The organism is Leifsonia sp. 22587, from assembly GCF_052044215.1.
GTDB classification, from domain to species: Bacteria; Actinomycetota; Actinomycetes; order Actinomycetales; family Microbacteriaceae; genus Leifsonia; species Leifsonia shinshuensis_C.
The window spans coordinates 602,215-625,607 of record NZ_JBQENB010000004.1 but is presented as its reverse complement, the minus strand read 5'-3'; the positions used below and the strand labels follow the sequence as shown (position 1 = coordinate 625,607).

At 71.7% G+C, this 23,393-nt stretch carries 16 protein-coding genes; 2 read left to right on the top strand and 14 right to left on the bottom strand.

What is annotated here, in order from left to right; translation table 11 throughout:
* Positions 1-34 precede the first annotated feature (34 nt).
* From ACTJI1_RS18760 to ACTJI1_RS18745, 4 genes are read right to left on the bottom strand one after another with little or no spacing between them, the layout of a single operon-like run.
* A complete protein-coding gene (locus ACTJI1_RS18760) occupies positions 35-886 on the bottom strand; it encodes an ABC transporter permease (protein ID WP_310129097.1) in 852 nt (283 codons plus the stop codon).
* Entirely contained in the window at positions 883-1,803 is a 921-nt protein-coding gene (locus ACTJI1_RS18755) for an ABC transporter permease (protein WP_310129096.1), read from the bottom strand. Before ACTJI1_RS18755 ends, ACTJI1_RS18760 begins: the two co-directional genes overlap by 4 nt.
* Positions 1,803-3,002 carry an ABC transporter ATP-binding protein gene (locus ACTJI1_RS18750; RefSeq protein ID WP_310129095.1) on the bottom strand — a complete coding sequence of 400 codons (1,200 nt, stop codon included), beginning with the start codon at positions 3,000-3,002 and terminating at the stop codon, positions 1,803-1,805. The genes ACTJI1_RS18755 and ACTJI1_RS18750 overlap by 1 nt, the downstream gene beginning before the upstream one ends.
* Positions 3,002-4,216, bottom strand: coding sequence for an ABC transporter substrate-binding protein (locus ACTJI1_RS18745; protein ID WP_440743789.1), 1,215 nt, complete (start codon positions 4,214-4,216; stop codon positions 3,002-3,004). Before ACTJI1_RS18745 ends, ACTJI1_RS18750 begins: the two co-directional genes overlap by 1 nt.
* A gap of 381 nt (positions 4,217-4,597) precedes the next feature.
* On the opposite strand from ACTJI1_RS18745, the gene ald reads away from it, so the two are divergent.
* On the top strand, positions 4,598-5,713 hold the full coding sequence (ald, locus tag ACTJI1_RS18740; RefSeq protein WP_440743788.1) for an alanine dehydrogenase: 1,116 nt from the start codon (positions 4,598-4,600) through the stop codon (positions 5,711-5,713).
* Between the two features lie 35 nt (positions 5,714-5,748).
* Here ald and ACTJI1_RS18735 read toward each other — a convergent pair whose 3' ends face one another.
* The 10 genes from ACTJI1_RS18735 to ACTJI1_RS18690 all read right to left on the bottom strand — a co-directional run bounded on the left by ACTJI1_RS18735 (position 5,749) and on the right by ACTJI1_RS18690 (position 22,151).
* Positions 5,749-6,357 (bottom strand): zinc-ribbon domain-containing protein, encoded by a 609-nt coding sequence (locus tag ACTJI1_RS18735; protein ID WP_440743787.1) that lies wholly within the window; start codon positions 6,355-6,357, stop codon positions 5,749-5,751.
* Positions 6,354-8,663: a transglutaminaseTgpA domain-containing protein gene (locus tag ACTJI1_RS18730; protein ID WP_440743786.1), complete on the bottom strand. Its 2,310-nt coding sequence runs from the start codon at positions 8,661-8,663 to the stop codon at positions 6,354-6,356. Before ACTJI1_RS18730 ends, ACTJI1_RS18735 begins: the two co-directional genes overlap by 4 nt.
* Positions 8,663-10,003 carry a DUF58 domain-containing protein gene (locus tag ACTJI1_RS18725; protein ID WP_440743785.1) on the bottom strand — a complete coding sequence of 447 codons (1,341 nt, stop codon included), beginning with the start codon at positions 10,001-10,003 and terminating at the stop codon, positions 8,663-8,665. Before ACTJI1_RS18725 ends, ACTJI1_RS18730 begins: the two co-directional genes overlap by 1 nt.
* On the bottom strand, positions 10,000-10,971 hold the full coding sequence (locus ACTJI1_RS18720; protein WP_310129088.1) for an AAA family ATPase: 972 nt from the start codon (positions 10,969-10,971) through the stop codon (positions 10,000-10,002). Before ACTJI1_RS18720 ends, ACTJI1_RS18725 begins: the two co-directional genes overlap by 4 nt.
* A 97-nt stretch (positions 10,972-11,068) precedes the next feature.
* Entirely contained in the window at positions 11,069-16,978 is a 5,910-nt protein-coding gene (locus ACTJI1_RS18715; RefSeq protein ID WP_440743784.1) for an Ig-like domain-containing protein, read from the bottom strand.
* Positions 16,975-18,405 (bottom strand): serine/threonine-protein kinase, encoded by a 1,431-nt coding sequence (locus tag ACTJI1_RS18710; protein WP_310129086.1) that lies wholly within the window; start codon positions 18,403-18,405, stop codon positions 16,975-16,977. Before ACTJI1_RS18710 ends, ACTJI1_RS18715 begins: the two co-directional genes overlap by 4 nt.
* A gap of 136 nt (positions 18,406-18,541) precedes the next feature.
* The gene (locus ACTJI1_RS18705; protein ID WP_310129085.1) at positions 18,542-19,378 is read right to left on the bottom strand and encodes a PP2C family protein-serine/threonine phosphatase; all 837 of its coding nucleotides are present in this window, start codon (positions 19,376-19,378) and stop codon (positions 18,542-18,544) included.
* Positions 19,375-20,610 (bottom strand): FHA domain-containing protein, encoded by a 1,236-nt coding sequence (locus tag ACTJI1_RS18700; RefSeq protein WP_440743783.1) that lies wholly within the window; start codon positions 20,608-20,610, stop codon positions 19,375-19,377. Before ACTJI1_RS18700 ends, ACTJI1_RS18705 begins: the two co-directional genes overlap by 4 nt.
* A 49-nt stretch (positions 20,611-20,659) precedes the next feature.
* The gene (locus tag ACTJI1_RS18695; protein ID WP_440743782.1) at positions 20,660-21,373 is read right to left on the bottom strand and encodes a cache domain-containing protein; all 714 of its coding nucleotides are present in this window, start codon (positions 21,371-21,373) and stop codon (positions 20,660-20,662) included.
* Positions 21,366-22,151: a FadR/GntR family transcriptional regulator gene (locus ACTJI1_RS18690; RefSeq protein WP_440743781.1), complete on the bottom strand. Its 786-nt coding sequence runs from the start codon at positions 22,149-22,151 to the stop codon at positions 21,366-21,368. The genes ACTJI1_RS18695 and ACTJI1_RS18690 overlap by 8 nt, the downstream gene beginning before the upstream one ends.
* A gap of 66 nt (positions 22,152-22,217) precedes the next feature.
* Here ACTJI1_RS18690 and ACTJI1_RS18685 point away from each other — a divergent pair, with 66 nt between their 5' ends.
* Positions 22,218-23,384: a CaiB/BaiF CoA transferase family protein gene (locus ACTJI1_RS18685; protein ID WP_440743780.1), complete on the top strand. Its 1,167-nt coding sequence runs from the start codon at positions 22,218-22,220 to the stop codon at positions 23,382-23,384.
* Positions 23,385-23,393 lie beyond the last annotated feature (9 nt).

Sequence of the window (23,393 nt, the reverse complement as noted above, 5' to 3'; positions counted from 1 at the left end):
CGTGTACTCGACGGAGGGGCGCGAGCGCGCGGGACTACTGGCGGGCGAGGCGGCGGGCGCGGGCGGCGGCGGTGAGCTGCGAGACGAGCACCACGAGGAGCGTCAGGATGAAGACGGCCGAGGCGATCACGTTGGCCTGCGCGGGGATGCCGCGCGAGGCCGCGATGTAGATGTACATCGGGAACGTGGTCACCGCACCGGCGTTGAAGTTCGTGATGATGAAGTCGTCGAAGCTCAGCGAGAACGACAGCAACGCGGCCGACAGGATGCCCGGCAGCAGCAGCGGGAACGTGATCCGCCAGAAGACGGCGTTCGGCGACCCGTAGAGGTCGCGCCCAGCCTCCTCCAGCGCGGGGTCGAGGGATGCGACGCGCGCCTTCACCGTGACCACCACGAAGCTGATGCAGAACATCACGTGGGCGATGATGATCGTGCCGAACCCCTTGTTGACGCCGAGGCTCAGGAACTGGGCGGCGAGACCCGCACCGAGCACCACCTCCGGGCTCGCCATGGGAAGGAACAGCAGCAGGCTGGTCTGCGAGCGGAACCGGAACCGGTACCGCATCAGCGCGATGGCGATCATCGTGCCCAGCACGGTCGCGCAGACCGTCGAGATGATGCCGATGATGATGCTCGCCATGAACGCGTCGCAGATGCCCGCGGCGTCGCAGACGTTGGTCCAGTTGCGCAGCGTGAATCCGCGCCAGGCGATGTTGTTCTTGATCGCGTCGTTGAACGAGAAGATGAACGTGTAGACGATCGGGATCAGCAGGAACGCGAGGGCGAGGAAGGCGTAGACCCCGAGCCCGAGCCCCTTGTACCGCCGCCGGCCGCGCGCGGCGCTGGGCGGCGTCGTGGTGTCGGTGGGCGTCATCATGGTGGTCACAGGAGCTCCTCCGTCCCGCTCCGCCGCACGTAGAACCCGACGATGACGAGGATGACCGCCATCAGGATCACGGACATGGACGCGGCCGCCGGATAGTTCTGCAGCACCAGGAAGTTGCTCTCGATGACGTTGCCCATCATCGAGGTGTCGGCGGCCCCGAGGAAGTCCTGGGACGCGTTGATGTAGTCGCCGGCGGCGGGGATGAACGTCAGCAGCGTCCCCGACACGATGCCGGGCATCGACAGCGGGACGGTGACCTTGCGGAAGGTCGTCCACGGGCTGGCGTAGAGGTCCTGTCCGGCCTCGAGCAGCCGCGTGTCGAGCCGCTCCAGGGTCGAGTACAGCGGCAGGCACATGAACGGGATGAAGTTGTACGTGAGCCCGAAGATCACCGAGAACGGCGTCCCCGTGATGTGCGCATCCGGCGGCAGGATGGACAGGGCCTTCAGCGAGCTGGCGATCCAGCCGTCGTCGCTGAGCAGCGCCTTCCACGCCAGCGTCCGCAGCAGGAAGCTGATGAAGAACGGGGCGATCACCAGCGTCATCAGCAGGTTCTGCACCAGCGGCCGTCCGCGCATCGTCACGCCGATGAAGTACGCCAGCGGGTAGCTGATCAGCAGCGCCGCGGCGGTCGCGATGAGCGCGTAGCCGAACGACCGGATGATCTGCGGCCAGTACTCCGAGAACGAGTCGACGTAGTTCTGCCACTGGAACGCCGTCTGGTACTGCCCGATGTCCCCGTCGACGACCGGCGCCTGGAACGACGTGATGATCAGGGAGATCAGCGGTGTGAGGAAGAACAGCACGAGGTAGAGCACGCCCGGCAGCAGCAGGACGAGCGCGATCCCGCTCTTGCGGCGGACCGCGGGCTCCTGGTCCTGGACAGGGGGCGCCCCGGTGAACGCGGCGAGGGCCATTACGCCTCCTCCAGCTCCGTGAGCATCCGCTCCCGGGCCTGGGCCGCGATCGCCTGGGTGTCGGCGTCGTCGGAGAAGCGCCCGTCCGCGGGCGGCTCGTCGGCGAGCACGAAGGTGTGCCCGGCGTCCCAGGCCACCCAGACCTCGGCGCCGAGACCGGCGATCGGTCCGCTGGCCGTGTTCTGCGCGAACACGACGATGGTGCCGAGACCGGGCACATCCACCAGGTACTGCGTGCTCACACCGCTGAACGACACGTCCGTGACCCGTCCGGGCCCGAGGCGGTTCGCGCCGGACGGGATCGTCTCCGGGGTCTCGTGCAGGGTCAGCTTCTCCGGGCGCACGCCGACGGTGACGAAGCCGCTGGTGCGCTGGGCGCGGGCCCGGGGCACCTGGATGCGCTCTCCCCCGACGTCGACGCCGAGCAGCTCGCCCGACGCGTCGCGGACCGGACCGGCGAACAGGTTCGACTGGCCCAGGAAGTTCGCGACGAACACCGTCGACGGCAGCTCGTACAGGATCTCGGGCGAGCCCATCTGCTCGATCCGGCCCTTGTTCATCACCGCGACGGTGTCGGCCATGGTCATGGCCTCCTCCTGATCGTGCGTGACGTGCACGAAGGTGAGGCCGACCTCGGTCTGGATGGACTTCAGCTCCAGCTGCATCTGCCGCCGGAGCTTCAGGTCGAGCGCGCCGAGCGGCTCGTCCAGCAGGAGCAGCGCCGGCCGGTTGACGATCGCGCGGGCGAGCGCCACCCGCTGCTGCTGGCCGCCGGAGAGCTGCGCGGGCCGCCGCGCGGCCAGGTGGTCGAGCTCGACCAGCCGCAGCGCCTCGTGCGCCTTGGCGACCGGGTCGCCGATGCGGCGGCGGCGCAACCCGAACGCGACGTTCTCGAGGATCGTCATGTGCGGGAAGAGCGCATAGCTCTGGAACACCGTGTTGACGGGACGCTGGAACGGTTTGGTGCGCGTCACATCCTCGCCGCCGATCATGATGCGGCCGGCGGTGGGCTCCTCGAGCCCCGCCACCAGGCGCAGGGTGGTGGTCTTGCCGCATCCGCTCGGCCCCAGCAGGGCGAAGAACGAGCCGGCCGGGATGGTGAGGCTGAGGTCCTCGATGGCGGTGAAGCCCGGGAACCGCTTGGTGATGCCGTCCAGCCGCAGATCGGCGCCGGATTCGGCGAAGACTCCCTTCGGCATCAGGCCCCCAGGATCACTTTCTGGAACGACGCCTGATACTTCTGCTCCTCCGCGGGGCTCAGCGAACGGAAGATCTTGACCTTCGACAGCGTCTCCTCGTCCGGGAAGATGAGCTGGTTGTCCGCGAGCGACGGGTCGATCTTCGTCGCCTCCTCCTTGGCGCCCTCCACCGGGGTGATGTAGTTCACCCAGGCCGCGACCTCGGCGGCGACCTCCGGCTGGTAGTAGTAGTCGATCAGCTTCTCGGCGTTGGCCTTGCGCGTCGAACCGATGGGGATGACGAAGTTGTCGCTCCACAGGGTGCCGCCGGCCTCGGGGATGGCGAACTCCCAGTTGTCCCCGGCCTCGGCGTTCAGCTGGGTGATGTCGCCCGACCAGCAGATCGCGGCGAGGGTGTCGCCGGACTTCAGGTCGTTGAGGTACGAGTTGCCCTTGATGTTGCGGATCTGGCCGTCGTTCACCTCTTTGGTGATCTTGTCGATCGCCTTCTCGTAGTCGGCGTCGCTGAAGTCCTTGGAGATGTCCACGCCCTGCTGCAGCATGATCAGGCCCATGGTGTCGCGCATCTCGCTGAGAACGCCGACCTTGCCCTTGAGCTCCGGCTTCCACAGGTCGTCGACCGACTTCAGGCCGCTGGGCAGCTTCTCCTTGTTCCAGCAGATGCCGGCGAAACCGCTCTGCCACGGGAGGGACTTCTTGCGGCCCGGGTCGAAGTCGACGTCCTGCAGGTTGGCGACGAGGTTCTTCTTGTTCGGGATGGCCGACTCGTCGAAGGGCTGGACGTAGCCGAGGCGGATCCAGCGCGCGATCATCCAGTCCGTCAGGCAGACGGTGTCGGCGCCGATGTCCTTGCCGAGGGCGAGCTGGTCCTTCACCTTCGCGTAGTAGGTGTTGTTGTCGTCGACGGCGACGTCGTATTTGACCTTGATGCCGCTCTGCTTTTCGAACGCCTCCAGCGTCGGGTACTTGCCGGCGTCGTCCTGGTCGAGGTAGGCCTGCCAGTTGGCCCAGGTCAGCGTCTTGTCCGAGGCGGACTGGTCCTTGGCGGCGGTCGGCTTGCTGGACGCTCCACCGGTCGAGCACGCGGCGAGGGCGAGGGCGGCCGCGCCGGCTCCCGCACCGGCGAGAAGGCCGCGGCGCGTCAGCTGGGAGGCACGCGCCGACTGCACGAGCTGGCGGATCATCGGGTCTTGCGGAAGGTTGCTCGGTTTCACTGTGGTGCTCCTCGGGGATCGAACACGGACCACGGGCGACGGCGCTTCGGCGGCACGTCGTCGTGCCGTCGCGGTGGACCGATCCTGACATACAACCGTCGCGATCCGCAGCAAAAAGTGGTCGGATCATCCATTCGGAAACACAATCTTTACGAAATCCGTGCCGGATCGGTCGAATCGCCCGGGAAACCGCAGACCGGCCGTTCTGCCGCGACAGCGGGAGACCGGACCGGTCGGGCGCACCTGGCGAGTGCGGAAATCGTCTGCCACGGCCCGGTCGGCCCGCGAAATCAGCATCGCGGTGCCGTAATACCTATCGAAATCCTCCGTGAACCCGGCTATGGTGAATGCGAACCCCATGTCGAGTGTCGAAGGAGCCCCATGAAGGTCGCGATCCCCCGCGAGATCAAGAACAACGAGTTCCGGGTGGCGATCACGCCGGCCGGAGTCCACGACCTGGTCGGGGCGGGTCACGAGGTCTTCGTCGAGACCGGGGCGGGCGTCGGCTCCTCCATCCCCGACGAGCTGTACGCCGGGGCCGGAGCGACCATCCTGCCCGACGCCCGATCGACCTGGGAGGCCGGCGACCTCGTCCTGAAGGTGAAGGAGCCGATCGAGAGCGAGTACGGCTACTTCCGCCGCGGCCTCGTCCTCTTCACCTACCTGCACCTCGCCGCGGACGAGGCGCTCACCCGCGCGCTCGTCGACAGCGGTGTCACCGCGATCGCCTACGAGACGGTCCAGCTGCCGACCCGCGCCCTGCCGCTCCTCGCCCCGATGAGCGAGGTCGCCGGACGGCTCGCGCCCATCGTCGGCGCCAACACGATGCTGAAGCCGAACGGCGGCCCCGGCCTGCTGGTGCCGGGCGTCCCCGGCACGCACCCGGCCGTCGTGACCGTGCTCGGCGGCGGCGTCGCCGGCACCAACGCGATCTCCGTCGCGGTCGGACTCGGCGCCGAGGTCACCGTGCTCGACACGAACATCCAGCGCCTCCGCGAGCTCGACGCCCTGTACGCGGGACGGATCAAGACGATCGCGTCGAACAGCTTCGAGATCGACAAGGCCGTCGTCGCCTCCGACCTCGTCATCGGCTCGGTGCTCGTCCCCGGTGCGAAGGCGCCGAAGCTCGTCACCAACGAGATGGTGTCCCGGATGAAGGCGGGCAGCGTGCTCGTCGACATCGCGGTGGACCAGGGCGGCTGCTTCGAGGACTCCCACCCCACCACGCACGCCGACCCCACCTTCACGGTGCACCAGTCGGTGTTCTACTGCGTCGCCAACATGCCGGGTGCGGTCCCCCACACCTCCACCTACGCGCTGACCAACGCGACGCTCCCCTACGCGCGCGCCATCGCCAACCGCGGCTGGCAGGAGGCGCTCCGCGCGGACGCGTCCCTCGCGCTCGGCCTCAACGTGCACCACGGGCGCGTCACGAACGAGGGCGTGGCCTCCGCGCACGGCCTCGAGGCCGTCGCCGTGGCCGACGCGCTGGCGTAACCGCTGCTGTCAGCGGCGCCGCGCGGCGCCCGCGTTCAGGAGACGTCGAACCACTGGTCGCCGATCTCCACGCGGGTGCCGCGCGTCACGCGGTAGCGTCGGCCCGCCTCGCACTGCCGGGCGACGCCGCCGAGTGGATGCGCGACCGTCCCGTTGCCGGAGTAGCGGTCGCAGATCCACAGCTCGTCGCCCTCGAGCCCGAACTCCACGTGCGTCTTGGAGACGCTGCGCGTCGGGTCGGACAGCACCACGAGCTGGTCCACGTGCTCCCCCGGCTGCGTGATGGGGCGGCGTCCGATCAGCCCGGAGCCGGACACCTCGACGACGTCGCCGGTGGAGAAGCTGAGCGTGTAGGAGCGGTGCGCCACCGGGTGGAGCGGCGGCGCCTCCTCCACGGGGATGATCGTCATCGCCTGCGTGGGCGGGAGCCCGTCCTCGTCGAGCTCGAGCTGGTCCGGGAACCGTCCGGCGATCGCCGGCGCCGACGGACGCTCGGCGAGGCGGTCGGAGATGATCGACGTGTCCGAGGGACGCTGATCGGCGATCTCCGGCGGGCGCAGCCGCGAGGAGGTCACCGAGCTGCCGCACATCGGGCAGAACAGCGTGCCTTCGGCCAGCTCTGCTCCGCACACGCGACAGTTCATCGGTTCCGTCCTTTCCCGCTTCGTCTTCCACGGTAGCCGAGCGAGCGCAGCGAGACCGCCGCGAGCAGCCGCTTCCAGCGCGTGTCGCGCTTCGCGAGCTGGCCGCGCAGGTCGTCGACCGCCTTCCAGACCGACTCCGCCTCCGCAGGGGTCGGCGCGACCCCGCTGAACGTCGCCCGGTCGGCGACCTTCGCGAGGGCCGCGGCCCGCGAGCCTCCGATGGTGCCGGCGAACTCCACCCGGGTGGCCGCGGGCGGCGGGTCGTAGCCGTGATCGACGGCGGCGTCGGCGAACTCGCGCCAGCCGCCGACGATGCGCTCCCGGGCCGTCGGCGCCGACCTCCGCAGGACGCGCCGCCGCCACTTCGCGGCGAGCACCGCCAGGAACGGCGACGCGACGAGCGCCAGCACCAGCAGCGTCCATCCCACCACCACGAGCACCGCGAGCAGGGTCTCGAGCACCGGGTTCGGCTTGGGCTGGTTCGAGGGGTCGACCTGCGCCTGCGGCGGTTCGTCGTTCCGCTGCGGGTTGTCGTCGACCGGCGGCTGGACGTTCGTCTGAGGCCGCGAGATCTGCGTGGGCTGCTCCGGCTGCTTCGGCGGCACCGGCCGCAGCGGCGGCGTGGGGTCGACGGTCACCCAGCCCGAGTTGGTCTGCACCTCGATCCAGGCGGAGATGTCCGACCCGGTCAAGGCGACCATCGGAGTGGTCACGTCCTTCGGGGCGACGAACCCCATCACCACCCGGGCGGGGAAGCCGAGCTGCCGGGCCATCAGCGCCGCGGTGACCGCGTACTGCTCCTGGTCGCCGAGCATGGGGACGTCGGTCAGCAGCTCCGTGATGCGGTCCGCACCGTGGCCGGACCGGCTGGCCGGCTCCTTCGGGCTGATGCCGTGACTGATGTAGCCGTCCTGCGCCAGCCCGCGCAGTGCAGCGGCCAGCTTCGGGCCGGCGCCCGAGACGCCCGCCGTGTACTTCTGCAGCACCGACTGCAGCTCGTCCGGGATCACCGACGGGCGCGGGACGGAGTCGGACCCGGGCTGCACCTTCTCGAGCTGGCCGGCGGTCAGCAGGGGCTTCACCACGGACTGCTCCGTGTAGATGTCGCCGGTGCGGAGCGGCGCGGTGACGGCGCCGGTGCCGGTCACGTCGTTGTAGAAGAACGAGTCCGCGAGGCGCCCGGCATCGGCGCCCCGGAACTCCACCTGTTCGAGCTGACCGCTTCCGGGCAGCCACGGACCGCGATAGGCGCCCACCACCACGGTCGTCGTGGTCCGCTTGCCGTTCGTCGCGCCCTGGTCGAGCCGGTACGGGACGCGGGCGAACGAACCGGACGCGCTGGTGACGTCGCCGCTCCCCACGGAGTAGGTGACTCCGTCGTAGGTGTCCAGGGTCGCGATGCGCAGGCGGCGGTCGGCGGGGAGACCGGCCACCGTGAGCATCGTCTTCTCCGCCTCCGCAGGCTCCAGGTACGACCGGAAGCCGCTCAGCGGGCTGGGATAGTGGCGCGGGTCGAAGGGCTGCTCGACGGCGGTCCGGACGACCTCGCGCTCCCCCGGCGGAGGGAGCAGGGCCGCCGCGGCGATGCCGCCCGCGGATGCCGCCACGAGCATGACGGTCGCGCCGGTGGCGGTCAGCAGCGCGGTCGAGCGCCGCTCGCTGCGCGACTCGACCAGCTGGCCGCTCTGCTCGCGCAGCGAGCGGACGGCCGCCGAACGCCGCAGCAGGCGGAAGCGGATGAGCCACGCCAGCAGCACGGCGAACAGGGCGAACAGCAGTAGCAACGGCACCGGTGCGACCGAGGAGCCGAGCAGGATGCCCGCGACGAGCAGCAGCACCGGCGGCAGGGCCGCGAGCTCGGGCCGGGAGCATCGCAGCGCCGTGGAGACGGTCACCACCGTCGCCAGGAGCGTCAGGAGGAAGGCCGGGACGAGCAGGGCCTGGTACGAGCCGACCGGCACGCTGATGGTGACCAGCTGCTTCCAGCTGAGCCACGTGCCCTGCACCAGGTCCACGAAGCCCGGCAGGGTCGGGAGCAGGCCGCCGGTGGAGGCCTCAGACGGCACGGCCAGCTGCACCCCGGTGCCGAGGTAGACCAGGACCACCAGCCCCGCGACCGCGATGCTGGGAAGCCGCCACGCCCATCCGACGACGCCGATCGCCGTGCCGAGGAGCAGGGTCGCGACGAGCATGACCACGAAGGCGCTCGACTGGTAGACCGGCCAGAACGCCCAGGCGCCGAGTGCGACCGCGACGAGGGCGAACGCGACGTCGACGAGCGCGCGGAGAGAGCGGCGGGCGGGCATCAGGTGGCCAGCCGTTTCGCGAGGCTGCGCTGCAGGTCCTCCAGGTAGCCGATGGTGAGGACACTGAGGTCGGCGACGCGGCGCAGCGACGGCACGGCGCCCTCGTCGCACACGATCGCCACCACGTCCACCCCGAGCGGGAAGTGCGCGGCGGCGCCGCGCAGCTGCGCCGCCGTCGGCGTGGAGCCGCAGACGAGGAACGCGATCGAGATGCCGGCCGAGTCCTCCGACGCGACCTGCGCGAGCTCGGCGAGCCGCAGCGCGGAGTCCGCCGTCTCCACCCCGGAGAGGTCGTCGAGCAGCCGGCCGCGGTTGACGGTGCTCAGGCGGCGGGCGCTGAACACCATCCGCTTGGCGAATTCGGGCGTCTCGGCGCTGGCCACCACAGACACGGTGCGCGAGTCGAGCATGGCCCGCACGCCCAGGGAGCCGGTGACGCTCACGGCGAGCTCGAACTCCTCGTCGGTGGCGTAGTCCGCTGCCGAGAGGCTGAGCGCCACGAGCAGGTGGCTGCGCCGCGTCTCCTCGAACTGGCGCACCATGTAGCTGCCGGTCTTCGCCGTGGACTTCCAGTGGATGTAGCGGCGCTCGTCGCCGGGGACGTACTCCCGCAGCGCATGGAAGGCGATGTCGCTGGAGGTCAGGTCGCGCGTCGGCGAGCCCTCCAGGTCGCGGACGAACCCGGTGCTCATGCTCGGGATGGCGATGGTGCGGGGATGCACGAACAGGTCGAGCGAGTCGGCCCACACGACCTCGCGGCGGAGCAGCCCGATCGGGTCCGCGCGGACGGTGCGGACCGGGCCGATCGGCACGATCCCGCGCCGGGTGGTCGGGACGACGAAGACGTCCGAGTGCTCCTCGGACGGCGCGAGCGACGGAGCGGCGAACTCCGCCAGCCCGTGCCCGACCGGCACCTCCACGCGGACGCCCGGCAGCCTCCGCCGCAGCGGATTGCGGACAGCCACCTCGCCGGGCGCACGGTCGCCGACGACCACACGGTTGGCGGGCAGCGACAGCCCGACCTCGTAGGCCGTGCGGCCGATCAGGTAGCCGGAGGCGACCACCAGCAGCACGAGCGCGGTCCACCCGGCGACGACCGCCTCCACCCAGCCCCACGCGTACCCGGCGGTGAGCGCGAGCACCGCGAGGACGAGCATGGACCAGCCGAGCGCCGTCACCACCGCGCCGACCCGGTGCGCCACCGCGGCGATCGCACGGCCGGCTGCGGCGGAGTTGCGCACGACCCACACGATCGCGTCGGCGAGGAACCCCTCGCGCTCGCCGACGATCCGGGCGCGCGCGTTGGTCAGCTCGGTCTGCGAACGGGTGACGGTGGTCACACGGCGGCCCGATCGCTCGGCGGCGGGGTCTCGATGAGGAGCTGGCCGATGAGGCTGGACGCGCTGACGCCCTCGAACTCGGCCTCCGGGTCGAGCACCAGGCGGTGGGCGAGCACGGGCTCGGCGAGAGCCTTCACGTCGTCCGGGGTCACGTAGTACCGGCCGGATGCGGCGGCGAGCGTCTTGGAGGCGCGCAGCAGGGCGAGCGCGCCGCGCACGCTGACGCCCAGCCGGATCTCGTCGGCGGTGCGGCTGGCCTCGACCAGGCGGGAGACGTAGTCGTTGATCGTCGGGTCAACGTGGACTCCGCGCGCCATGGTGCCCATCTCGACGACGGTCGCGGCGGAGATCACCTCGGGGACGACGACCTCGTGCGCCTTCCGCTCCGAGCCCTCGAGGATGCGCAGGGTCGCTTCGTGGTCCGGGTAGCCGATCGACGCCTTCATCAGGAAGCGGTCGAGCTGCGCCTCCGGCAGCCGGTACGTGCCCGCCTGCTCGATCGGGTTCTGGGTCGCGATGACCATGAAGGGCGCGCCGACCGAGTGGCGGACGCCGTCCACGGTGACCTGCTGCTCCTCCATGACCTCCAGCAGCGCGGACTGGGTCTTCGGGCTGGCGCGGTTGATCTCGTCCGCAAGCACGATGTTGGCGAAGACGGGCCCGCGGTGGAACTCGAAGGCGCCGGTGCGCTGGTCGTAGATGTTCACACCGGTGATGTCGCCGGGCAGGAGGTCGGGGGTGAACTGCACGCGGTTGGTCGTGCCGCGCACGCTCTCGGCGATCGCGCGGGCGAGCGACGTCTTGCCGGTTCCCGGGTAGTCCTCGAGGAGCAGGTGCCCCTCGCTGAACAGTGCCGTGAGCGCCAGGCGGATCACGTGCGTCTTGCCGAGCAGCACGCGGTCGATGTTCGCGACGAGGCGCTCGAACACTCCGGAGAACCAGCCGGCCTGCTCGGGGGTCATCGTCATGCTCCGGCCTCTTTCGGTTCGGGGCGCGGCCGGTCGGGCCGCAGGGGTGGGATGGTGTGCCGCGGGATGCGGCTCACCTCAGTATGGCGTCCGCTGCTCACGGCATCCCCGATCCCGGGTACGACGCGGAGTACGTGTCGCCGCCGGACACGACCCGGACCACCAGCGTGGGCGACGGATCGTTCGCCGGGGCGGTGCACGACGCGGTCTGGCCGGCGGGCGGCATCGGGAGCTCCGTGGTGCCGTCGCAGCTGTAGGTGACGGCGTCGTAGGCGCCGGTCGGCCAGCCGGTCCAGGTGAACACGTGGCTCGCCGGGTCGTACCGCTGGCCGTCGATGGCGAGGCTCACCGCGACGCCCAGGTCTTGCGTCGCGTTCTGGTCGGTGCACAGTGAGGAGCCGTCCGGGTATCCCTCGCAGACCCGGGTGATGCGCACGGTGAGCGGCACCCCGTAGTGGTTGCCCGAGCCGGAGAGAACCCCGCTCGTGCCCGCCAACGTCCCGGAGTCGACGACCGCGCCGCCGCTGAGGAGCTGGTAGTCGAACCGCGGGTTCGATCCGCCGCCGGCGTTGTAGGAGATGGTGACGGGGAAGTCGACCGTCGTGCCGTCCTGCTGCCGCGGGCCGACCGCGATCCCGGTCACGTCGCCGGGCGACTGCCGCGGGGTGGCGCTCACGATGGCGGCCGGCGTGCAGCCCTGGCCGTTGTAGGCGTAGACGATGAAGTTGTAGCTCTGGTTGGGGCTCAGCCCGGTGAAGACGGTGCTGCCGCCCTGCACCCGGCGGAGATTGTTGGCGGACAGCGTGGGCTGGCCGGACTGCACGCCCGTCACCTGGCAGCTCGTCGGGTTTCCGCCCTGGAACACCGCGACGTAGGAGTCGGTGATGGCCTTGCCGTTGTCGCCGAAGACGTTGGACCAGCTCAGGGTCGCGCTCGTGCCGCCCTTGGTGTCCGGGGTCGCCACCGGGGCGATGCCGGTCGTGGTGGGCGCACCGGCCGGGACGCCGCTCCCCTGGCTCTGGTTCCACGTCGTGCGGCCCTGGTAGAACTCGTTCCGCGACGACACCGTGTAGGCGATGGCGGCGCCGTTCGCGATGCCCGGATCGGTGATGTTCAGGGCGTAGCTGGTCCCCACCGGATCGGAGCCGGAGACCTGCAGCGCGTTGGTCACGCCGCCGAGCGACACGACGTAGGAGGTGATCGGGCTGGCTCCCGGCGCGTCCGCCGGCTTCGACCAGGTGATGCGCAGCCCCTGGTCGAGCGGCGACGACGACAGCGCCGTCGGCGCGTTCGGGATGACGTCGGACCAGACCGGCTCGGCGTAGGCGGTCGGATCGGAGAGCCCGAGGGCGTTGCGGGCGCGCACGCTCAGGGTGACCGCGTTCGCCGGGCCGTTGCCGGGCGTCGTGATCGCGCAGGTGGTGGTGGCGCACGGGGTGGTGGAGAGCACCTGCCCGGTCGACGCGCTCGCCATCGTCACCTCGAACCCGGTGATCGGCGAGTTGTTGAACGCGCCCGGGATCCAGCTGAGCGTCAGGCTGCGGTCGGCGATGGTGCCGATCTGCACGTTCGACACGGGAGCCGGGCGGTCCTGGACCGACACCGTGACCGTGCCCCAGGTGTACCGGTCCGGGTCGCCCGTGGCGTCCGCCACCTCGTACTGGAGCGTCGTGTCCGCGGCCGCGGCGGTCGAGGAGACCGACACCTGCAGCTGCGAGTTGTCGGCGCTCGGGGTGATGGTCAGGCCGTCCGGCAGCCCGCTGCCGATGCCGCGGACCGCGACGACGGTCAGCGGCTTGCCCGGGAACGGGTTGGTGGCGCCGTCGTTGGCCAGCACGTCGACGGAGGAGGTCTGCCCGCGCGGTGCGATCACCCGGTCGGGCTGCGGGCTCGCCAGCGGCCGCGTCGACGGCACGACGGAGATGTCGATGCGTCCGGCCTGGCCGGCGTTCACCGCATCCTTCACACCGATCGAGAGCGAAGGGGTCGACCCCTTCGCCGTGCCGGTCGCCACGGTCACGGTCAGCTTCTGCCCGTCGAGCGACGCGCTCACGCCCTCGGGACGCGGGTTCTGGATGGAGTAGACGAGCTCGCCCTGGTCCTTGGCGTAGGGGTACTTCGTGATCTTGGTCAGGTCGATCGTCTTGGTCTGGCCGGGCTCGAAGTCGATGAGCGCACCCGTGAACACCGGCGGCTGGTTCTCGCGCGGCGTCACCTCGATGGGCAGGACGATCGTGGCGACGTTGCCGGACGGGTCGGTCGCGCTCGCGCCGTCGGTCACCTGGAACGAGATCGACGCCGGGCCGAAGTACCGCGGCGACGACGTGAACTGGAGGGTGTCGTTGCCGGCGACCAGGTCGTCGCCGTTCGCGTGGGTGGCCCGGACGGTGGCCGCGTCGGTGAGCCGCACCTTCCGGTCGCCGACCGCGACGATGTAGTCGTTGAGGTGGATGGTGAGCGTCTTCTCGCTCACCACCGTCAGTTTCGGGGCGCCGCGCTTGAGCTGCGGGAGGGCGTCGTCGTACCCGGGCACGTGGACGAAGCCGTAGGCGACGACGGACTCGTCCTCCGGGTTGGCGACCCGGAACGGGACGATCTGGCTCTTCGCCCCGATGGCGATCCGGAGCCGCTTCGAGGAGGTGACCTGCGCGTCCGCGCTGTAGCCGGGCACGAGCGACAGCTTGAGCGTCGAGACGGGACCGTCGGCGAAGAAGACGTTGGCGAGCACGTTGACGTCGACCCGCTCCTTGCCCAGGATGTCGGACAGCCCGAGCGTGGTGTCCGAGACCACCGGCCGCGCGGGCGGCGCCTTCGGGTCGACGGTCAGCCGGAGGAAGGCCTGACTCGTGCCGCCGCGCTCATTCTGGATCGTGTAGAGGAAGCCGTATGCGCCCGGCGTCTTGGGGGCCGTGACCGTCACGAGGTCATCGGCCACCTTCGCCTTGGCCTTGCCGTCGAGCGAAGCGACGGCCGTGACGCTCAGCGGGCTGCCGTCGGGGTCGCTGTCGTTGGCGAGGACCTGCACCGTGAGGGTGCGGCCTGGGCGCGCGGTCACGTCGTCCTCGACCGCGATCGGGTTGCGGGCGCCCTCCGCGCGTGCGGCGATGCCGACGCGGACGGTCCCGGTCGCCCGGGCGCCGAGCGCATCCACCACCGCGTAGGTGAAGGTGTCGGTGCCGGCCGAGTAGTCGCCGGCCTGGAAGTCCATCCAGTCCGGCCCGGAGGCGATCACGGCGCCCTTCTGCGGATTGGTCTCCTGGCCGATGAACTGCACCGAGTCGCCGTCCGGGTCGATGCCGGAGAGCGGGACGGTGATGCGGACGGTGTCGCCGGCGAGCACGCGCGCGGTGACGGTCTTCGGCACCGGCGGATTGTTCGTGGCGGCGTCGCGCTCGCGCACGGCGATGGTGACCTCGGCGGTCGCCCACTGGCCGTCGGCGCCGTAGACCTTGTACGCCGCCGTGTAATTGCCGGGCTTCGACGGCGCCAGGTAGCGCAGGTGGTCGCCGCTGACGAACAGCAGGCCCGCTCCGTTCGGCAGCGGTGTCGCGAGCGTCGGATCGAGGGTCAGCGTGTCGCCGTCGGGCTGGACGTCGTTGGCCAGCACGGGGATGTCGACCACGTCGCGCACGCGCACCGAGACCGAGTCGGGTGCGGCGATCGGCGGCTGGTGGACCGTCAGCGGGGGCAGCTGGACGACCGTGACCGTTCCGACGGTGTCGGCGAGGCCGTTGCTGAGCCGGTAGTGGAAATCGACCGGTCCCGCGAGCGGCCGGCTGAGCGTGACCCGCAGGGTGCGCTGCTGGAGCACCTGGACGCGGACGCCGCTCGACGCCTCCGGCTCCGTCGCCCCGGTCACGAGCAGCACGCCGCCCGACGGGTCGATGTCGGTCGAGAGCACGTCGACGTCCTGCGAGGACTGCTCGCGGATGAACGCGGTGTGCGGCACCGCGATCGGCGCCGTCTTGGCCCCGGGCGGAGCCTTGACCTCGACGCGCACGACGCCGGTCGACGTGATGACGCCGTCGGTCACCGAGTACTCGATGTTGTGCGTCCCCGCCTGGTCGGACTCGAAGCGGAACGTCCCGCCCTGGTAGTCGGGCGTGATCGTCGCGTCGGCCTTGGTGGGCACGGTGCTGAGCCGGACGGTTCCGTTGCCGCCCCGCACGTGGTCGAGCGGCGACACCGTCACCTCCTGGCCCTGGTAGGCCAGCACGGCGAACGGGTCGGCGATGATCGGCACCTGCCCCGGCGGACGGACCGTCACGGCGAGCAGCCCGGCGGACTCGGCCCGGCCGTCGGAGAGGGTGAGCGCCACATCCTTCACGCCCGTGCCGTCGCCGTGGTCCGAGTAGGCGACCTGGCCCTGCGGGGTGAACGTGACGGTGTCGGGGGCCGGGATGGACGCCGCCGACAGGTAGAACGAGTCACCGTCGGGGTCGTAGCAGTCGCCGAGCACCGCCGACGTCACGCGGCCGCCGGCCTGGACCACCGCCTTCGCGTTCCGGACGCAGACCGGCGGCGCGTTCTCCCCGGCGCTGCGGACGGTCACAGTGACGTGGGCGGTCGCGGTCCCGCCGCGGCCGTCCGAGATCGTGTAGTCGAAGCCGATGGAGCCCGTGGCGGTGTCCGGCAGCGACAGCTGCAACTGCTGGTCCGCGTTGGTGAGCTGCAGCGTCCCCTGCGTGGCGGGCACGGCGGTGAACGAGTCGATCGTCAGCACGTCGCCGTTGGGGTCGTAGTCGTTGAGCAGCACCGGGAGCGGCGTGACGCGGCCGGGGCGCGCGCCGAAGGTGTCCGCGACCGCGACGGGAGGCTGCTCCTGCTTCTCGTACTGCGGCGCCGTGTCCTGCTTGGTCTGGTTGACGAGCTCCTGCGTGGTCTTCTTGGAGACGAGCTCGTCCCAGTTGTCGATGCGGGTGTTGCCGCTCTGCACGGCCCACGCGACGCCCGAACGCCCGTCGTTGAGCACCACCCGGTCGCCGTTGGCCCGGAAGTCGAGCGTGGCGCCGGCCGGGACCTGGTGGAGCGTCGAGCGCTCCCCCGCGCCGGTGCTCGAGCAGGAGCGCCACGCCGTCCCGGCGCTCCAGGCGGCGTAGGTGCACCCTGCCACGGTCACCGGCGCGGCCGGCGTACCGCTGACCTGCGCGACCGGACGGGTCGGTCGTCCGCCGTCGAGCGGCACCCGCACGAGCCCGGTCCCGGTGGCGATCCAGACCGCGTCCCCGTCCGCGGACGGCTGCTGCAGCACCGGCTCGGCCCCCACGGCCAGGAGCGCGCTCAGGTCGACGGCGCGTCCGTCCACCCACAGCGTGCGCTGGTCGGGGTCGAGCAGCGCCCAGTGCCCGCCGACCGCGGTCAGGGACACGTTCGCGCCGTCGCCCCGCGTCGCGACCGGGGTGGTCGTGGTCGACGGCTCGGCCGCGTTGAGGTCGGCGCGCACCAGCGAGCGCGTGCCCGGCTGGTAGGCGAAGAGCACACCGGACGGATCCATCGCCGAGACGGCGCGGCCGCCCAGGTCGACGGTGGCCGCCGAGCCGGAGTTGAACCGGTCGAGCTGCGCCACGGAGGTCAGCCACAGCTGCCCGGTGGTCTGGGACAGGAGGGCGACGTGGCCTCCTGCGAGCGAGACCTGCGGCGACCGCGGAGGGAGGGCGACCGACTTGCCGGCCTCCGCCTTCGCGGGATCCACGACCGCGATCGTGTTGGCCTCGCGGTCGATCAGCAGCACATCGGTGCCGTCCTGCACGACGTCGAGCGCCTCGCCGGTGCCCGCGACGACCGAGTTGAGCTTGTCGATCTCGGTGTTGGCCCGGCCGAGCGACTTCTTCGCGTCGCTGGCCACCCACACCGCCGCGTCGTCGAGGTGCAGGTGCTGCGCGCTGTATCCCCCGGACACGACCGCCAGCGTGGTCACGAGCGCCGCGATGGCCGTGCCGCTGACCGCCGTCGCCGCGACGGACTTGTGAGCGGCCAGCCAGGACCCGAGGCGCGCGAGCGGGGTCACGTCCCGTCCGTCCTCTCGACGCACTTCTGGCCGCTGGGCGTGCCCGTCTTGCCGTCGCGGTTCACGGTGACCGTGACGCACACCGTCTCGCCGGGCTTCGCATCCACCCGGAACTCGGTGGCGTGCTGGCTGCTGGGCGGCTGGTCCTGCACGGTCACCTGGTACGTGTCGCCGCTCTGTAGTCCGGGATCGCTCCAGCTGAACACGATCGTGCTCCCGGTCACCCGGCCGCTCAGGTCGCGGACCGTGGGGATGTCGCCGTTCGATCCGGCGCGCACCAGCACGACGGACGCCGTCACGGCCAGCACCACGACCAGCGCCGCGCAGGCGATGAGCGATGCGACGAGGGCGCGCGAGACCTTCGACGGGGGCGCCTGCTGCGGCGTCTGCGCGCTGCCGGCGCTCTCCCGGACCACCGTGTGCGTCGCGGCCCGCGTGACCGTCGCGGAGGCGGGCGCCGTCCGGCGACGGCGGCGGCGCGCGCCCGGATCGACGGCGACGACGCCCTTGACGCGGGTGCGGTCCTCCGGGTCGCCGGCCGTGGCCAGCGCCCAGTCGTCCATCGCGACCTCGATCGGCGTCTGCGGCAGCTCGAGCTCGGCCTCCACCGCCTGCAGCTCGCGGATGAACTCGAGGGCGCTGCGCTGACGCTGCCCGGGCTTGCGCGACATCGACCGCAGCAGCACCTGCTCCAGCCGCGGCGGGACGTCGGCCCGGCCGATCGGCAGCGGCCGGCTCTTGGTGATGCGCTGGATGAGCTCGGCGGAGGTGTTCTCCTTGCCCGGCACCTCGAACGGGGAGCGCCCGGCGAGCAGCGAGTACATCGTCGCGCCGAGCGACCACACCTCGCTGGCGATCGTGCCGCTCGTCTCGTCGAGCAGCACTTCGGGGGCCGACCACGGGATCGACAGGCCGATGGCCTCCGTGACGTCGGCCTCGCTGAGCGTCGCCGCGATGCCGAAGTCGCTCAGCACCGGGTGGCCGTAGGCCGTGCTCAGGATGTTGGACGGCTTGATGTCGCGGTGCAGCACCCCGGCGCGGTGGGCCGTCTCGACCGCGCTGGCGATCCGGACGCCGATGCTGAGCACCTCGGGGACGGACAGCGGCTCCGACCGGTACCGCTGACCGATCGCCGCCGAGCACAGCTCCATGACCAGGTAGGGACGCCCGTCCGACGACACGCTCGCCTGGTAGACGGTGAGGATCGAGGGGTGCGTGCTCAGCTGGGCCATGAGGTTGGCCTCGGCCTGGAACATCTGCTTGACCTGGCTGGTGACCACCTCGGCCAGCATCACCTTGACCGCGACCTGGCGGCGGGGCATGTTCTGCTCGTAGAGGAACACGTCGGCGAATCCGCCGGACCCGAGCACGCGCACGTACGAGAATCCGGGGAGGTTCGGCGGCTGGGACGGCAAACGCCGGGCCATGGCTCCTCCGGTTCGTCGACGAAACGCGTTCGCGGCTGCAAAAGCGTTTGATAATTGTAGGCAGCCGCTCCTGAGCCGCAGCCGGGCCGGACCCGCACTGGGGACAACTCGATTACCCCCAAGTCGGGGGACAGTTTCAGTGTCTGCGGGCGGGCCTGCGGGACTCCCCGTCGCGGTGCGCTCCCGACTCCGGCGTCGCCAGCACGTCCACCACCACCACGGTCACGTTGTCGCGGCCGCCGTTGCCGAGCGCCGCATCCATCAGCTGCTGCGCCGCGTCGAGCGGGGACGAGCCCTCGCCGAGGAAGTAGCGGATGCCGTGCTCGGTCAGCTCCTTCGTCAGGCCGTCCGAGCAGACCAGCAGCCGGGAGCCGGCGACGATCGGCAGCAGGAAGTAGTCCGGCACCGGGTCCTCGTTGAAGCCGACCGCGCGGGTGATCACGTTGCTGTGCGGGTGGACCTCGGCCTCGGCCGGCGTGATGGCGCCTGCGTCGAGCAGCTCCTGCACGATCGAGTGGTCGACCGTCAGCTGCTCCAGCGTGCCGTCGCGGTAGCTGTAGACCCGGGAGTCGCCGATGTTGAACACCAGCCAGTAGGGCGAGCCGTCGACCAGGGTCAGGGCGATCCCGGTCACCGTCGTCCCCGTGCCGAGGTCGGTGTGCCCGACCCCGCGGCTCATGTCGTCCACGGCCGCGCGCAGGGCCTCGGTGAGCGTCACCTCGCCGACGAAGTCCGCCTTCACCTTCTCGGCGAGGCGCGTCACCACCGCCGTGCTGGCGAAGTCGCCCGCGGTGTGACCGCCCATCCCGTCGGCGACGGCGAAGATCGGCGACCGCGCGAGGAGGCTGTCCTCGTTGACGCTGCGCCGGTATCCCGTGTCGCTCAGCGCGGCCCACGAGAGACTGATGCGCGCGTCGGGATCGCCGGGGACGGCCACCGTGTGGCGTCTGCTGCTGCGACCGATCTGGGTCACTCGCGTCCTTCGTCTCGTCGGGCGGTGATCTCGATGATATTACCGTCGCCGATCTCGACCCTCGCTCCTGCGAGCACGACCACCGACTCCCCCGGCCGCAGCCGGCGGGCGCCCGCGGGACCGGTCACGACGGTGCCGTTCGTCGAACGGAGGTCGGTCACCACGACGGCGTCCCCCGACTGCTCGATGCGGGCGTGCGTCGACGACACCTCCTGCGTCGGCGATGCGACCGTCGCCAGCCGCGGCGTCTCGCCGGATTCCACCCGCTGCATCGTGGGGCGCCGTCCCACCAGGACCGGGGCGTCGAGCGCGATGGTGTCCCCCGACGGGAGGCGCACCGCGAAGGTCGCGCGGGGCGGAGGAGCGACGACCGGCTCGGTGATGGGCAGCTCGTCCGTGGGCACGACGGTGAGCGGGGCGGACGGCGTGTCGCGCTCCAACGGCCCAGCGGGCGGCGGCGGGATGCGCGGCGCGGCGCTCGCGGGTCCGGGCGCCGGTGCGGCGGTCGGCTCCTCGATGTCGACCGCACCCGGCAGTTCGTGGGCGGCGGGGTGGACGGCAGGGGGCACGACCTCCGGGTCGTCGGCCGCCGCGCCCGCACCCCGGCCGAACAGGCTCGAGCTCCGGTTGCGGTCCCGGATGATCGTCTCCTCGGCCGCCGGGCCGGCGGACCCGTCGTCCGGCGCCTCGGCGGCTGTCTCAGCGTGGGCCGGTGCGGCGCTCCGCTCGGCGCGCTCGATCGGCGTCAGCGTCCAGGTGAGGAGCTCGCCGTCGGCGACGCCGATGCCGAGCGGCAGCGAGCCGATGGCCAGCCGCGCGACCGGTCCGGTCGCCGCGTCGTCGCCCTGCAGCACGAGGCCCGTCACGGTGCGGAACTCCGCCAGCACCCACGGCTGGACGCCCCCGGCGGAGAACCGGCGCGCTCCCCCGACGGAGAACACGTCGATCGCCGCGGAGCCGCGGACGACCGCCGTGACCGTCACCTCGCCCGCCGCGTTGGGCTCGGCGAGCTCCGCGACGGCGAAGGACCGCACGCTGTCGGGTCCGGCCAACGGGAACGCACCCACCACGGACTCGATGGTCGCGAGGTCCGAGTCGGCGAGCCAGTACACGGCGTCGACGATCTCGTCGGAGACGGTGCTCTCGACGGCGGCGACGAAGCGGCGCCCGGCGACGAGCAGCCATCGCGAGGGGCCGGCCGTCGGGGCGTAACGGATGAAGCCGCCAGTCATCGTCGGCTCCTCTCGTGGTCGATGCGAGTGTAGCCGGGAACCGGCACGGTCACCGACCGACGGGATGCTCGACCAGGCGGAACGGGGTCCCCGCGCAGTGGCGCGCGCCGTCCGGCACCGCGACGACCGTCCCGACCGTGACCGCGGGGTCGGTGGACACCGTGACGCGCCCCGCCGCGTTGACCAGGGCGAGCGGACGCCCGGCGGCGAGCATCCCGGGGAGCAGCTCGCGCTCCAGGCGCTTGACGTACACGTCGACCCCGACCACCCCGATCATCGCGCCCGAACGCTCCACCGGCGAGGTCACGGTGACGATGTAGTCGCACGCGCACAGATGGTCGACGTACGGGCCGGTGACGTGCGTGCGGTGGGTGGACTGCGGGATGCGGTACCACTCCAGCGAGCGGAGGTCGCGGAGGTACTCGGAGTACGAACGGGACGCGAGATCGAGCTTCGACGGCCCCGAGGTGGCGCCGAAGACGGGATTGTCGTCGAGCGCGCCCAGCCACCAGGCGAACCGCAGGTCACCCTCCGGCCCCTCCGGCGCGGCGATGTAGCCCGCGCCGATGAGCAGCGGGTCGTCGGCGTCGAGTGCAGGCAGCACCAGCGCGGCGACACGCTCGTCCACCGTCCCGTCGCCCGGGCCAGGCAGCGCCTCGCGCCAGCCGTCGAGGGTCGCGTGGATGCGTGCGAACAGCTCCTCGACCTGAGCCGCCGCCGCGTCGACCGCCGCCGAGCCGTGCGTCGCCGGCGTCTCAGCCACCGATCGCACCCCCGGTCTCGATCCGCGCCTTCGCGGCGAGCAGCCACCGGGCGACGGCGCCGAGGAGGGCGCTCACACCCGCACGCGCGCGCTCGGCGTCGCGGGCCGCGACCGCGTCGGCGACGCCGTGCACCGCATCCCGGGTCGCCATGCGCAGGGCCGCGTCGCGCATCCCCAGCCAGAGCAGCGGCCCGAACTCGGCCTGCAGCCGCAGCTGCTCGCGCACCAGCCGGGTGGACTGGCTCAGCACGGCGAGTTCGAGCAGGAAGCCTCCGGCGCTGCGCCGCGCCTCCGGAGCCTTGGAGAAGTCCGCCGCCGCGAGCCAGGCGCGCAGGCGCGCGTCGTCCTCGGCGGTCGCACGCTCGGCGGCGCGGTCGGCGCAGCCCGCCGCGATCGCCGTGACGTACACCGCGAGGTCGCCCAGTTCGACCTGCGAGAGTCCGCGGAGACGCGTGGTGAGCAGGGCGTCGTCCGGGTCGCCGGGGCGCACGACGAAGCTGCCTCCGTCACGTCCGCGACGAGTCTCCAGGAGTCCGTCCTGGCGCAGCATCCCCAAGCCCTCGCGGGTGGTCACCAGGGCGACGCCGAAGCGACGGGCGAGCTCCGCCTCGCTGGGCAGCCGCTCCCCCGGCGCGAGGACGCCGAGCACGATCGCGTCGGCGAGCCGCCGGGCGACCTGCTCCGCCCGGCCGGCGTCGGCGAGCTGGGCGAAGACGGCGTCGCGGGCACCGGGGACAGCGCGCGTCGTCTGCGGCACGGTGCGGGGCTCGCTGGTCACGGGACCACGATATCCCGGTCGATTCATCCGGTATAGGATGAATCGACGTCGAGCAAAGGAGCGCGGATGGCGGAGCCGACCCCGGAGGGCCTCCCGGCCGGCGTCCTCGCAGGTGTCCGCGTCGCCGACTTCTCTCGCGTCCTGGCCGGGCCCTACGCCACGATGATGCTCGCCGACTTCGGCGCGGACGTGGTGAAGATCGAGAGCCCGACGGGCGACGACACGCGCGCTTGGCGGCCGCCGGCCGACGAGGCGGGCGAATCCACCTACTTCGGCGCGGTCAACCGGAACAAGCGGTCCGTCGTCTGCGACCTCGGCACGTCCGACGGCCTCGCCGCCGCGCGCCGGCTGGCGGAGACCGCCGACATCGTCGTCGAGAACTTCCGCCCCGGCGTCATGGAGCGCTTCGGCCTCGACGAGGCGACGCTCCGCGCAGCGAACCCGCGGCTCGTGTACTGCTCGATCACCGGTTTCGGCCGCGACGCCGGCGCGGCGCTGCCCGGCTACGACCTGCTCGTGCAGGCGGTCGGCGGCCTCATGAGCATCACGGGATCGCCCGGCGGCGAGCCCACGAAGGTCGGCGTCGCCCTGGTGGATGTGCTCACCGGCCTGAACGCGTTCTCCGGCGTCCTGCTCGCCCTCCGGCAGCGGGAAGCGACCGGGCGCGGCTCGCGCGTCGACGTCGACCTCCTCGGCTCGCTGCTCGCCGCCCTCACCAACCAGGCGTCGGGCACCCTCGCGACGGGACGCTCCCCCGAGCGGCTCGGGAACGCGCATCCCAGCATCGCGCCCTACGAGCTGTTCCGGGCCGCCGACCGCGACCTGGTCGTCGCCGTCGGCAACGACCGTCAATTCGCCGCCTTCGCCGCCGCACTCGGGCGGCCCGCACTGGCGACGGACCCGCGCTTCACGACCAACGAGGCGCGCGTCGCCCACCGCGCGGAGTTGCGCGAGGCGCTCGAACCGCTGCTCGCCGTCCGCCCCGCCGCGGACTGGGTCGCGACGCTGACCCGCGAGCGGGTCCCGGCGGGCCTCGTCAACGGCGTGGCCGAGGCGTTCGTGTTCGCGGCGTCGCTCGGCCTTGACCCGGTCGTCGAGACCGTGGACCCCGCCACCGGCCGCCGCTCCCGGCAGCCGGCGACGCCCATCCACCTGGACACGGCACCGGCCGTGCACCGCACCCCCGCCCCGCTGCTCGGCGCGCACGACGCGCGCTGGGCCGACGAGGACTGACCACCGGCG